This is a genomic window from Chelativorans petroleitrophicus, from assembly GCF_025398195.1.
GTDB classification, from domain to species: domain Bacteria; phylum Pseudomonadota; class Alphaproteobacteria; order Rhizobiales; family Rhizobiaceae; genus Chelativorans; species Chelativorans petroleitrophicus.
The window spans coordinates 42,038-55,131 of sequence record NZ_JAODNV010000014.1; the positions used below are offsets into that span (position 1 = coordinate 42,038).

12 protein-coding genes are annotated in these 13,094 nt (G+C 63.7%); 1 reads left to right on the plus strand and 11 read right to left on the minus strand.

From position 1 onward, the window contains the following. Positions 1 to 44: 44 nt before the first annotated feature. The 11 genes from NYR54_RS13550 to NYR54_RS13600 form a co-directional block, all read right to left on the minus strand. Positions 45 to 1,043, minus strand: coding sequence for a sugar-binding protein (locus NYR54_RS13550; protein WP_261516225.1), 999 nt, complete (start codon positions 1,041 to 1,043; stop codon positions 45 to 47). Positions 1,044 to 1,081: 38 nt separating this feature from the next. Next, a complete protein-coding gene (locus tag NYR54_RS13555) occupies positions 1,082 to 2,071 on the minus strand; it encodes an ABC transporter permease (protein WP_423738618.1) in 990 nt (329 codons plus the stop codon). Between the two features lie 40 nt (positions 2,072 to 2,111). Then, positions 2,112 to 2,852, minus strand: a complete 741-nt coding sequence (locus NYR54_RS13560; RefSeq protein ID WP_261516227.1) for an ATP-binding cassette domain-containing protein — start codon at positions 2,850 to 2,852, stop codon at positions 2,112 to 2,114. A 103-nt stretch (positions 2,853 to 2,955) separates the two neighbouring features. Further along, positions 2,956 to 4,125 carry a dihydrodipicolinate synthase family protein gene (locus tag NYR54_RS13565; RefSeq protein WP_261516228.1) on the minus strand — a complete coding sequence of 390 codons (1,170 nt, stop codon included), beginning with the start codon at positions 4,123 to 4,125 and terminating at the stop codon, positions 2,956 to 2,958. Between the two features lie 9 nt (positions 4,126 to 4,134). After that, entirely contained in the window at positions 4,135 to 5,286 is a 1,152-nt protein-coding gene (locus NYR54_RS13570) for a Gfo/Idh/MocA family protein (protein ID WP_261516229.1), read from the minus strand. Between the two features lie 173 nt (positions 5,287 to 5,459). Then, positions 5,460 to 6,119, minus strand: a complete 660-nt coding sequence (locus NYR54_RS13575) for a TetR/AcrR family transcriptional regulator (RefSeq protein WP_261516230.1) — start codon at positions 6,117 to 6,119, stop codon at positions 5,460 to 5,462. A gap of 58 nt (positions 6,120 to 6,177) precedes the next feature. Then, positions 6,178 to 7,263 carry an ABC transporter ATP-binding protein gene (locus tag NYR54_RS13580; protein WP_261516231.1) on the minus strand — a complete coding sequence of 362 codons (1,086 nt, stop codon included), beginning with the start codon at positions 7,261 to 7,263 and terminating at the stop codon, positions 6,178 to 6,180. A gap of 17 nt (positions 7,264 to 7,280) precedes the next feature. Then, positions 7,281 to 8,372, minus strand: a complete 1,092-nt coding sequence (locus tag NYR54_RS13585; RefSeq protein ID WP_261516232.1) for a Gfo/Idh/MocA family protein — start codon at positions 8,370 to 8,372, stop codon at positions 7,281 to 7,283. Between the two features lie 75 nt (positions 8,373 to 8,447). Then, complete coding sequence (locus tag NYR54_RS13590) at positions 8,448 to 9,266, minus strand: carbohydrate ABC transporter permease (RefSeq protein ID WP_261516279.1); 819 nt, start codon at positions 9,264 to 9,266, stop codon at positions 8,448 to 8,450. Between the two features lie 55 nt (positions 9,267 to 9,321). Then, complete coding sequence (locus tag NYR54_RS13595) at positions 9,322 to 10,170, minus strand: carbohydrate ABC transporter permease (protein WP_261516280.1); 849 nt, start codon at positions 10,168 to 10,170, stop codon at positions 9,322 to 9,324. Positions 10,171 to 10,458: 288 nt separating this feature from the next. Beyond that, positions 10,459 to 11,751 carry an ABC transporter substrate-binding protein gene (locus NYR54_RS13600; RefSeq protein ID WP_261516233.1) on the minus strand — a complete coding sequence of 431 codons (1,293 nt, stop codon included), beginning with the start codon at positions 11,749 to 11,751 and terminating at the stop codon, positions 10,459 to 10,461. A gap of 225 nt (positions 11,752 to 11,976) precedes the next feature. On the opposite strand from NYR54_RS13600, the gene bhcB reads away from it, so the two are divergent. Next, positions 11,977 to 12,933, plus strand: coding sequence for a beta-hydroxyaspartate dehydratase BhcB (bhcB, locus tag NYR54_RS13605; RefSeq protein WP_261516234.1), 957 nt, complete (start codon positions 11,977 to 11,979; stop codon positions 12,931 to 12,933). Positions 12,934 to 13,094: the final 161 nt, after the last annotated feature.

Sequence of the window (13,094 nt, forward strand, 5' to 3'; positions counted from 1 at the left end):
CGGCGCGCGCTTCGCCGGAGCCTTCGAGGATCAGGAAAAAGCGCCTATTGCTGCAGGCAGGAGTCGGCGTTTTCCTGCGTGCACACGTCGAGACCCGTATAGATCGGGTCCTCCACCTCCTTGCCCTCGGCCAGAGCCTGCAGGATTTCCATAGCCTTGTAGCCCATCTCGTAGGGCCGCTGGCCGACCTGACCATGGCTCAGCCCGTCCTTGAGCTGCTGCATCTGCATGGGCAGCGTGTCGGCCACCAGGACGATGAGCTCGCCCGCGTCGAGCTTGGACTTGTAAGGCTCGACCGCCTGACGGTAGGCGTTGTCCGACCATTGCGTGAACGCGCCGGTGGAGATGAAAACGTCGAGATCGTCATAGCGGTTGAGGATGTCCGAGAGCTGCTGCACCGCCTTGGCGCTGTCGTCGTCCGTGAACAGCGGGCAGCCGTCCACCTCCGTCCACCCGTTCTGGCCAGTGAGCCGCTCGCCGGGAGGCTCGGTGCCATTGGTGCCTGCAAGCGTATCGCGGATGCCCTGCAGGCGCTCATTGTGGTTGGCCGCCGCGGCCCCACCCGACTGCAGGCAGATGTTGCCCCCCTCGGGCTTCATTTCCTGAGCGAGCTTCGCGAGGTTGACGCCGATGTCATAGTTGAGCGTGCCGACATAAGTGGCGCGGATGTCCTTGTCCTCCTCCAGAAGATCGGAATCCCAGGTCATGACCGGAATGCCGGCTTCCTTGGCGGCGGCAAGCGCGCGGGCGGCCGCCGGCGCGTTCGACGGCGAGACGGCGATGCCGTCGACGCCCTGCGTGATCAGATCCTGGATGATCTGGATCTGCTCCTGCTCGGTGTGCTCACTGGGGCCGATATAGTAGCACTCGATCCCTTCCATTTCCGCCTCGGCAGCCTTGCAGCCGTCGCGGGCGAGATCGAAGAAGGGATTATTCATGGCCTTCGGCACGAGCGCGAAGCGATAGCCATCCTGGGCCATCGCCGCCGTTGCCGTGGCCATGAGCACGGCAGCACCTGCAAGCAGAATGTGTTTCGGTTTCATGATGTTCCTCCCTTTGGTTTACGTCATGACTGACCTGATTATTCCCCCCGTCTTCCGCGGACTTTCTCCAGCAACACGGCCAGAATGATGAAGGCGCCAAGGAAGGTGCCCTGCCAGTAAGGATCAACGCCTGCCAGGAGAAGGCTGTTGCGGATGACCTCGACGAGGGCGGCACCGATCGGCGCGCCCACGGCATAGCCCACGCCGCCCATCAGATTGGCCCCTCCGATCACCGATGCGGCGATGACCTGAAGCTCATAGGTCTGGCCGAGCGCGTTCGTCACCGAGCCAAGCCATCCCACCATCAGGAATGCGGCGATGCCCGCGGTGAGCCCGGAAACCACATAGACCGACATGAGCACACGCTCCACCGGCACGCCGCTCAGCTTGGCCGCTTCGGAGTTGCCGCCAATGGCGAATACGTAGCGGCCCCAGGTGGAATAGCGGTAGAGCCAGGCGAAAACGAGCGTAAGGATGATCAGCACCCAGAAGGGATTGGCCACGCCGAACGTGCTGCCGCCGCCGATGGCGATGAACAGAGCCTGATCGGGGCCGAACTCGTAGAACATGCGGTTGTTGGAGATCACGAGCGCCAGCGACCGGGCGATCGCCAGCATTCCCAGTGTGACGACGAAGGGCGACATGCGCAGATAGGCAATCAGGAAGCCGTTCACCGCACCGGCCGCCATCGCCGAAAGCAGGCAGGCGGCAAGCCCGGCCCACACAGGATAGCCCGCAGCAAGCGTGATGCCCGCCATGATGCCGGAGAGCCCCATGATTGAGCCGACCGAAAGGTCTATGCCGCCGGTGACGATGACGGTGGTCATGCCGAGCGCCACGATGGCCATGAAGGCGAAGTTGCGCGTGGTGGTGAAGAGGTTCCGCTCGCTGAGGAACGTGTCGCTGATCGATCCCATGAGGATGCAGATCAGGACCAGCGCCACCAGCACCCAGAAGGGCTGGGTGTTGATGATGCGCCGGAAGCCTTTCTCCGTCTGCAGGCCCGTCACATCGGCGATGTCGGCCACTGACCGGCGTTCCGCGCTTTCGCTCATTCCGCTCCCCCTCTCACGCCTCTTGCAGCGCCCCGGTAATCAGCGCGGTCACCTCTTCAGGCGATGAATCGGCGATCTTCTTGTCGGCGACCTTGCGGCCGCGCCGCAGCACCGCCACCCTTTCGCAAACGGCGAAGACATCGGGCATGCGGTGCGAGATCAGCACGACCGCGTGGCCCGTCTCCTTGAGCCGGCGGATGAGATCGAGCACCTCGGCCACCTGACGCACGCTGATGGCGGCGGTCGGCTCGTCCATCAGCACCAGCTTGGGGTCGCTGAGGCGCGTGCGAGCGATGGCGACGGCCTGGCGCTGGCCGCCCGACATGCGCATGACCAGATCACGCGGGCGGGTTTCCGACTTGAGCTCGGCAAATATCGCCGCGGCGCGCTCGTACATGGCCTTGTGATCCAGATAGCGGATCGGCCCGACCCTGCGCTTGATCTCGCGCCCGAGGAACACGTTGGCGGCGGCCGTGAGATTGTCGCAGAGCGCGAGATCCTGATAGACGATCTCGATCCCCTTGCGGCGCGCCTCCACCGGCTTCGTGAAGTGAACCTCCTCGCCATCGATGAGAATTTTCCCGCTGGTCGGCGGAAAGTTGCCGGCGATGATCTTGACCAGGGTCGATTTTCCGGCGCCATTGTCGCCCATCAGACCCACGACCTCGCCCGCCTCGATGGTGAGGTCAACATTCTCCAGCGCCCGGATCGCGCCGAAGCTTTTGGAAATCTGCCTCAATTCGAGAACCGCCATTGCGGTGCTCCTCCCATTCGCGGCTGTCCCGCCGCTTACTCGAATTGTAGCTTAGAAATACATTCCCGCGCTACCCCGTTCAAAAAGCCTCCAAACCAGCCTTTCAACGCGGCTGCTCCACGCCGCGCACGGCCATCACCTGACGCATGCGAAAGACCGCAAGATCGGGGTCGATCAGAACGCGCGCAGCATCGGCGAGCCGGAAAAGCTCCGCCAGATGCAGCGTCGAGCGGGCCGACTCCTGCCCGCCGATCATGGTGAAATGGTCCTGCAGGCCGTTGAGATAAGCGAGGAAGACGACGCCGGTCTTGTAAAAGCGCGTTGGCGCCCGAAAGATGTGACGCGAGAGCGGGACGGTGGGGTCGAGCAGGTCGAAGAACTTGTTCTCCTCACCCGTGCCGAGGGCGGCGAGCGCCGCCGAAGCGGCGGGCGCGATGGCATCGAAGATGCCGAGAAGCGCATCGGAATGGCCCTGATCGTCGCCGGCGATCAGTTCCGCATAGTTGAAATCGTCGCCCGTATACATGCGCACGCCAGCAGGCAGGCGGCGGCGCATGACGATCTCCTTCTCCTTCGACAGGAGGGAAATCTTGATGCCGTCCACCTTGTCCGCATGGGTGGCGATGATCTCGAGCGCCACCTCCATCGCTTCCATGTGGTCCGCGGCACCCCAATAGCCTTCGAGCGCCGGGTCGAACATCTCACCCAGCCAGTGAATGATGACCGGCTCCCTCACCTGCGAAAGAATGCGGTCATAGACCCGGATGTAATCGCCCGGCCCCTCTGCCGCGGCCGCAAGCGCGCGGCTTGCCATCAGGATGATGCGGCCGCCATGAGCCTCGATCGCCTCGATCTGTTCCTCATAGGCGGCGATGATGCTGTCGAGGTTGACATCCGGGCCGGGAGCAAGATGATCCGTGCCCGCCCCGCAGGCGATGCGCACGTCGGGGCGGCTTTGCGCCTCCTTCAGCGCACGCGCAATCAGTTCCCGCGCTTCCGGCCAGCCAAGGCCCATGCCGCGCTGGGCCGTATCCATGGCTTCCGCGACCCCGAGGCCCAGGTCCCAGAGATGATGGCGGTAGGCCATTGTCCGGTCCCAGTCGATGGCGGGGCTGAGCCATGGATCGTTGTCGGCCATCGGGTCGGCCACCACATGGGCCGCCGCGTATGCGATGCGATTGAAGGCGGAGGCGTCGCGCCTGACGATCTCGGCCGGCGTGTTCCTGATCTCATAGGCGGAGACGGTGCGGTCCGCGTTGGGGAGATAGAGCATCGGCAGCCCCTAGAGCTCCAACGGCGGCACATCGAGCCAGCGGCGCTCGGCCCAGGATTTGAGCCCAAGTTCGGCAAGCTGCACGCCCTTGGCCCCCTCCTCCAAGCCGAAAGACCAGGGCGCATCCTCCGCCACATGACGCAGGAAGCCTTCCCACTGCACCTTGAAGCCGTTTTCGAGTGGCTGGTTGTCCGGCACCTCCTCCCAATGTTCGAAGAAGTTCATCGTCTGCGGCTGGTCGGGATTCCAGACGGGCTTCGGCGTGTTCACGCGGTGCTGGGTCCAGCACTTATGCAGACCCGCGACGGCAGAGCCGTGCGTGCCGTCCACCTGGAAGGTGACGAGATCGTCACGGCGCACGCGCACGGCCCAGCTCGAATTGATCTGGGCGACGATGCCGCCTTCCAGCTCGAACGTGGCATAGGCCGCATCGTCTGCGTCGGCCCTGTAGGGCTTTCCGGCCTCGTCCACACGCTCGGGAATATGGTTGGCGCCGAGGCAGGAAAGCGCCTTCACCGGCGCAAAGGTGTTGTCGAGCACGTAGCGCCAGTGGCACAGCATGTCGAGGATGATGCCTCCACCATCCGCCTTGCGGTAGTTCCAGGAGGGACGCTGCGCCTTCTGCCAATCGCCCTCGAACACCCAGTAGCCGAATTCGCCGCGCACCGAGAGGATGCGGCCGAAGAAGCCCACGTCGCGCAGCATTCTGAGCTTCATGAGACCGGGAAGGAAGAGCTTGTCCTGCACGACCCCGTGCTTGAGGCCGGAGGCGCGGGCCTTGCGCGCGATGGCAACGGCCGCCTCGAGGCTGTCGGCGGTGGGCTTTTCGCAATAGACGTTCTTGCCGGCCGCTAGCGCCTTTTCCAGGAGGCCGGCGCGCATCTGCGTCGTGCCGGCGTCGAAGAAGATCTCGTCGTCCCTGTTGGCAAGTGCCGCATCGAGATCGTCGGTGAAGCGTATGATGCCGTGCCTGTCGGCGATCGCGGCCACCCGGTCACGATTGCGCCCCACCAGGATCGGATCGACCTGCAACCTGTCGCCATTGGAGAGCGTGAGCCCGCCCTGGTCGCGGATAGCGAGGATGGAGCGCACCAGATGCTGGTTGTAGCCCATCCGTCCGGTGATGCCGTGCATGATGATACCGACGCGGCGCTCTGCCATATCTGCACCCGATCAGAATTGTAACTATCCAGTTACTTGCCTACTGGACCGGAGCGCTCGCGTCAAGCGGGACGGCCGTACTTCCATGGCTTATTCGGGCTCGGACACAGATCGAGCGTGCCGGTACTCTGTTCAATATGCGGATTTGGTAGCCGCCTGCGGCGGCGACGGAACTACTCTGCCTTGACCGAGGCAAGAACGGTCCTGACCAGATGCTCCTCCCATTCGGCCAGCCGCTCCGGCTCGGTGAGGTTGCGGCCGAAGATGACCGAGAGGGTGTGCCGGTTGGACAGGTAGAAGAAGCCGAGCGAGGCGATGGTGAGATAGACGTTGAGCGGGTCGATGCCCGCGCGGAACACGCCAAGCTCCACCCCCCGTTTCAGAACCTGCTCCAGCTCCGTCACCAGATGGGAGTGCATCTCCCTCAGCCGGGGCGATCCCTTCAGATGCACGGCCCGGTGGAGGTTCTCCGTGTTCAGCAGGCTGATGAATTCAGGATGGTCGAGGAAATAGTGCCAGGTGAACCGCGCGAGCTCCGACAGGGCTTCCTCCGGCTCCTTCTGGGTGATGTCCAGCTTCCGTTCGGCCGAGCGGATCGCGGCGTAGGCCGCCTCCAGAACGGCGACATAGAGGCCGATCTTGTCACCGAAATAGTGGTAGAGCATGCGCTTGTTGGTGCCCGCGCGCTGGGCGATGGTGTCCACGCGCGCGCCGCCGATGCCCTTTTCGGCGAATTCCGCCGTCGCCGCCTCCAGGATCACTGCCTGCGTGCGAACCGGATCGCGGCCCGTCCGCTGCCGGCCCACCATCGGTTGCGCCTTGCTATCCACCATTTCACTCCTGTCCTTCGGCGCGCGGGCGACGCCTCGCCTTTGAAGTCGGTGACAGCCTTTAGATGATCCGGCCCTCCGCGTCGAACAGATGGCATGTCGCAGGATCGATGAAGGTCTCGACGGTGGCGCCGACCTCTATGGCGCGCTGCCCGTCGAGTGAAATCGTCAGGCTCTGACCATCCGCGAGGGTGGTGTAGAGAAGCGTCTGCCCGCCCAGATTCTCCACAAGGTCCACCTTCGCAGCGGCGAAGGGAATGCGCCCGTCCCGCTGTTCTATGGTTATGTGCTCCGGGCGCACGCCGAACTCTATCTTCTGGCCTGCGGAAGCGGACCGGGCCGGGCGCGGCAGAGCGATCTTGCCGCCGCCCACCCGGATGGCGGCTGAACGGGCGTCCGCGCCTTCGATCCCGGCATTCAGGAAGTTCATTTTCGGGCTGCCGATGAAGCCCGCCACGAAACGATTGGCCGGCCTGTTGTAGAGCTCGAGCGGCGCACCCACCTGCTCCACGTGGCCCATCCGCAGAACCACGATCTTGTCGGCCATGGTCATGGCTTCCACCTGATCGTGGGTGACGTAGATCATGGTATTGCCGAGATCACGATGCAGCTTGGCGATCTCGACGCGCATCTGCACCCTGAGCTCGGCATCCAGATTGGAAAGCGGCTCGTCGAACAGGAAAATGCGCGGCTCGCGCACGATGGCGCGGCCGATCGCCACGCGCTGGCGCTGGCCTCCCGAAAGCTGCTTCGGCTTGCGGTCGAGAAGCTGCCCGATCTGCAGGATTTCGGCAGCGCGCCGCACGCGATCCTCTATCTCGCTCTTGCGCATGCCGGCCGTCTCCAGCCCGAAAGCGAGATTCTTGTAAACGGTCATGTGCGGGTAGAGCGCGTAGGACTGGAACACCATGGCGATGCCGCGCTTTGCCGGCGGCACCTCGTTCATCAGCTCGTCATCGATGAGCAGCTCACCGCCGGAGATCGGCTCCAGCCCGGCGATCATGCGCAGAAGCGTCGATTTCCCGCAGCCGGAGGGGCCGACAAAGACGGTAAACTCGCCGGGATCGACCGTGAGGTCGATCCCGTGGATCACCTCGACATTGCCGAAGCGCTTGTAAACCTTCGAGAGCTTGACGGAGGTGGACATCAGCAAAGTCTCCGAGATCAGGCAGAGCCGGATGGCGAGCGCTGCGGAATCCAGCTCTCGTAATAGGGATGATCGGAGCCGATGGGGAATCTTGCCTCCTCCCGCGTGCGTGCCGAGTGGTAGAACGCAGCCACCAGCTCGAGGGCCGCGCGCGCATCGCTAGTGGTGACAGGCGGCTCCCTGCCCTCCACGATTGCCGTATGAAAGTCGCGCATCTGCCCGGCGAAGCGGCGCGGCACAGGCTTCCAACCGGAAAGCAGCGCGTCAATCTCGGCTTTCACCTTCTCGTCGCGCGGGACGATCCGCCACGGGTCGTCACCCAGCGAATAGGGAAAGTGGCTCGACTCGAAGGTGACGTTCTCGAAGGCCAGATGCAGGCGCGAGATTTCCTCGCGCGCCCCCAGCGTGGCGGTGAGCGAGGCGAGCGCGCCGCTTTCCATCTCCAGGGTGGCCGAGGCGCAGTCCTCCACCTCGATGTCGTGGATGCGGGTCGCCACCCGGCCGAAGAGCGCCGCCGGGCGCCCCATGAGCCACATCAGCATGTCGTGGATATGTATGGAGTGAGACATGAGAACCCCGCCGAGTTCCGTCGCCCATTTGCCGCGCCAGGCCACCTGATAGTATTCCGGCAGGCGCTGCCAGAACGTCTCGGCCGTACCCACATAGGGCTTGCCCGCGATTCCAGCGTCGATGATCTTCCTGGCCTTCATCACGCCGTCGCCGTAGCGGTACTGGAAGATGGGCATGAGCTTGCCCTTCGACCGCTTTTCGGCGGCGATCACCTCGTCGATTTCCTTGAGCGAGCCTACGAGCGGCTTTTCGCAGATCACGTGCTTGCCGGCCGCAAGCGCGGCCATGATCTGCCCGTAGTGGATCGAGGCCGGTGTGCAGATATCCACGACGTCAATGTCGTCCATGGCGAGGACTTCATCGAAGGCCGTGCACCGGCGCTCGATATCGAACTCGCCGGCGAGCGCCGAAAGCCGCTCGGCATTCACATCGCAGAGCGCGACCACGCGGTACCGGTCGCTGTTGGGCAAGTAGCCCTCGAGGATGTGGGTGCGGCCGATCCCGCATCCCACGACGGCGACCGTCAGACGCTCCGGCATGGGCTTTCCCTGTTTTCGCGACGCCATGTCGCGACATGGCAGAGTTTTAGGATCATGGGCACCTTCCTTTCGGCCTCAGCGCTTCAATCCCGTCGTGGCGATCCCCTCGATCAGCAGACGCTGGAAAAACAGGAAGAAGAAGAACACCGGAACGAGGGACAGGATGGACATGGCGAAAAGCCCGGACCAGTCCGACAGGCCCGTGGAATCCACGAATGAGCGCAGGCCGAGCTGCACCGTATAGTCGCGCATGTCGGTCAGGTAGATCAGCGGGCCGAAGAAATCGTCCCAGGTCCAGATGAAGGTGAAAATCGCTGCGGTGGCGAGCACCGGGAGCGACAGGGGCAGCATCACCTTCCAGTAGATGCGCCAGGCGCTGCAGCCGTCCATCATCGCCGCCTCGGTGAGCTCTCGCGGGATGCCGCGGAAGAACTGCACCATCAGGAAGATGAAGAACGCATCGACGGCGAGATATTTCGGCACCACGAGGGGCAGGAACGTGCCGACCCAGCCCAGATTGAGGAAGAGCACGTATTGGGGAACCAGCGTGACATGATAGGGCAGCATGAGCGTGCCCAGCATGATGGCGAACCAGAAATTGCGCCCCCAGAAATTGAGCCGCGCGAAGGCATACGCCGCCAGCGAGCAGGCCATCAGATTGCCGATGACGCACAGGATCGAGATGACGAAGGAGTTCCAGAAGAAAGTGCCGAAGCTTTCCTGCAGGCCGAACCAGCCTCGCGGATAGGCATCGAAGGAAATCGAAGACGGAATGAGCGAGGTAGAGGAAAAGATCTCCTCCTCGGGCCGGAACGAGGCGGAAAGCATCCACAGGAGCGGGTAGAGCATGATGAACGACCCGCCGATGAGCAGCCCGTGCAGGAGGACGGACATCCAGAGCTTGCGCTTTGTGAGGCCGCGCTGCTGCGTCTCGTCGAATGCCGCGATGTCAGTCATCGTAGTGCACCCAGTAGCGAGCGGTGAGGAAGGAGAAGGCGGTGAACAGCGCGATGATCACCAGGAGGACCCAGGCGAGCGCGGAGGCATATCCCATGCGGAAAAAGCCGAACGCCTCCTGATAGAGATAGAGCGTGTAGAACAGCGTCGAATTGATCGGCCCGCCCGTGCCGCCTGAAATGATGAAGGCCGGGGTGAAGGCCTTGAAGGCCTCGATGGTCTGCACCACCGCGTTGAAGAAGACCACGGGCGTGAGGAGCGGCAGCGTGATCTTCCAGAACTGACGCCACTTGGACGCGCCGTCCAGCTCGGCCGCCTCGTACATGTCCTGCGGAATCTGCCTGAGGCCGGCCAGGAAGATGATCATGGGTGAGCCGAACTGCCAGACCGCCAGCACGATGAGCGTGTAGATCGAATAGTTGGGATTCGAGATCCAGCTCGGCCCCTCGATGCCGAAGTTGGCGAGGAAGGAATTGACGAGCCCGTCGCCCGCAAACAGCTGCCGCCACAGCACCGAGATCGCCACGGAGGCGCCGAGCAGCGAGGGCAGGTAGAAGATGGCGCGATACCAGGGAAGCCCGCGAATGCCCCGATTGAGTGCCATCGCGACGGCGAGCGCGAAGATGAGCTTCAGGGGCACCGACACCAGCACGAAGAAGAAGGTCACCCGCATGGAAGCCATGAATTTCGGATCGGCCGTCGCGATGCGGATGTAGTTGTCGAGGCCGATCCATCGCGGCGCAGTGAGCAGGTCGAAACTCGTGAAGGAAAGATAGAGTGACACCAGCGCCGGCCCCGCGGTGAGCCCGAAGAAGCCGATGAACCACGGCAAAAGGAACATGTACCCCGCACCATTGCGCGTCCAGGCGCGCGCGAGCCAGCCGCGGGATTGAGCACTGATCGGCCCGGAAGTGGCGATGGTTGTCATGAGCTGCGGTTTCGCATTGGGTGATGCACGGAAGCGCCCTGCCCTCCCTACTCTGCCTCAGCGCGGGGCATGCCGGGCAGCCGCTCGGGGCGGAGCAGGACATGGCAGGAACCTGTCCCCGCCCTCCCGTCTAAGCACGGTACGCGACATGCCCTTGCAGGACCCCCGTCCCGAACGCGCCGATGGAGCAAGGCGAAAGCCTTAGCCCCGTGCGAGAATGGATTCCGCCTCGGCGATGAAGGCCTCGGCGCCCGACTGCGGCGTGTGCTGCCCGAAGGCCACTTCCTGGCTGACCCGCAACAGCATCCTGTCGATCTCGCCCGCGCCCAGCGGCGGCGGAGGCGGCAGGGGGCCGGCGAGGTCGCCAAGCCCGCCGATATATTCGACCGCCGCGCGGCCCGTATCGTCGAGCTTGGGGGCCAGCGATTCCCGTACCGCGGACGACTCAGGCACGCCACGTTCGACGTCCAGGATTTCCGCCGCCTTCGGATCGTTGACGAAGAAGGAGATGTAGGCCGCCGCCGCTTCCGGATTCTGGCTCTGCGAGGAAATCGAGAAGAACATGGAAGGCTTGCGGTAATGGCCGCCGCCCACCCCGGCCGCGATGCGCGGATAGGCGTGCATGACGATCGGGTCCTTGTTCAGCGCCTGATAGCCCACGAGCTGATTGGAGTGGCCATAGGAGACGGCGGCATGACCAAGCGAAACCATGCCGGTTTCGATCTGGTTCTTGTCCAGCGCCTGCACGTCGGGCGGCACGCAGGCCTTCGCCTCGCGCATGGCCGCCCAAAGCTCGAACCACTCGCGCACATCCTCCGCGTCGAAAGCGAGCTGCCCGTCCTCCGTGTAGAGCGCCTTGCCGCGCTGGCGTACATAGTTCTCGAAGAAGGGCTCGAGACCCGAGCCGTCCGCTATGCCGTAGAAATTCCTGCGCTTGCCGGCATTGGTGATTTCCATGCCGATGCGCTGCAGCTCATCGAAGGTGAGGGAGTTGTCGGGAATGTCGATTCCCACCTCATCGAAGGCCGCCTTGTTGATCATCATGGCGGAGGAGTTGGCCCCGAGGCTGATGCCGTAGAGCGCCCCGTCGACGGAACCGCCGTCAAGCGCGGCCTGGTCGAAGCCAGACAAATTCAGCACATCCGGCACAAACTCGTCGAGCGGGGCCAGCGCATCCCGGCGGGCATATTCGAAGATGTAGCGGTAATCCATCTGGATGATGTCGGGCGCGTTGCGCCCGGCCACCTGCGTGGCGAGCCTGGGCCAGTAATCGTCCCAGCCGACCGTCTCCCCGTCGATCTGCACGCCCGGATTCTGCTCCATATAAAGCTTGGTGACCTCAAACGTGCGTTCAGCACGAGGCTGGGAGCCCCACCACATGAGCCGCAACCGCGTCTCCTGACCGAAGGCCAGGCGTGGAGCCCCGATCGCCGTAGCCGACAGCGCTGCCGCCCCTCCGGCGAGAATCGTGCGCCTGCTCACTCTCGAAACCATCGATTTCCTCCCTTAATCGCCGGTCCGGCTTTCGCGGCGGGCCGGTCTGGCTGAGCGATAAATAACCAGATAGTTACGAAAGTAACCGAGAGGATGGAACTGTCAAGGTGGAGCGTTCGGCGCCTGTTAAGGGACTTCCCGCAGGGTGACCGATTTGGCGGGAGGCGCGTTGTCTTATGATTGATTCCTGCTGACTCCTCGTCCGTCACCGGCTACGAAAGCGGCATGACCTCAGGACCCGTCCCCACCTACGACGACGTGCTAGCCGCGGAACGACGCATCCGCCCGTATGTCCATCGCACGCCGGTGCTCACGTCGGAGTATTTCGACACGCTGAGCGGTGCGCGGCTCTTCTTCAAATGCGAGAACCTGCAGAAAACTGGCGCCTTCAAGGCACGCGGCGCCGTCAATGCCGTGTTCTCCCTGCCGGAGGCGCAAGCCGCGAAAGGTGTGGCAACCCATTCCTCGGGCAATCACGGGCAGGCGCTCTGCTATGCCGCCCGGCGCCGCGGCATTCCGGCCACGGTGGTCATGCCGCACACCGCGCCCGCCGCCAAGAAGGCGGCCGTGCGCGCCTATGGCGGCACCATTGTCGAATGTGCCCCATCGATGGACGCGCGTGAGGAGACGCTGAACCGGGAACTGGCCAGAACAGGCGCCGACCTCGTGCATCCTTATGCCGACGCGCGTGTCATCGCTGGCCAGGGAACGTGCGCGAAGGAACTGATCGAGGACTGCGGCCCGCTCGACGCTCTCATCGCCCCGATCGGCGGCGGCGGACTGATTTCCGGCACCTGTCTCACCATCGCCGCGATTGCGCCAGGGGTCTCCGTTTACGGGGCCGAGCCTGCCAGGGCCGACGACGCGCTGCGTTCGCTGAAGGCAGGCCATATCATCACCGAGAACGCACCCGAGACGATCGCCGACGGGCTGAAGGCATCGCTCAAGGACCTGACCTGGCATTTCATCTCGCGGCACGTGACGGACATCTTCACCGCGACCGAGGAGGAGATCGTGGAGGCGATGCTGCTCGTGTGGGAACGCATGAAGCTCGTCATCGAGCCTTCGAGCGCGGTGACGGTCGCGGCCGTTCTGAAAAACCGTGCCGCTTTCTCCGGCGTGCGCGTCGGCGTGATCCTCTCCGGTGGCAATGTCGATCTCGACCGGCTGCCCTGGCAGTAGGTCGTCGCGTTTGCTGAAGATCAGAGCGGCGGCGACGCTGTTTGCGGTGCCGGCGGCAGAATGCGTATTTTTTGCCGCTCGCTCTTCAAGAAGGGTTGATTGACGGCCGCCCGCCGTTGCTAAGAGGCTTATGGGCGTATATTTTCAGAGCCGTCAGAGGT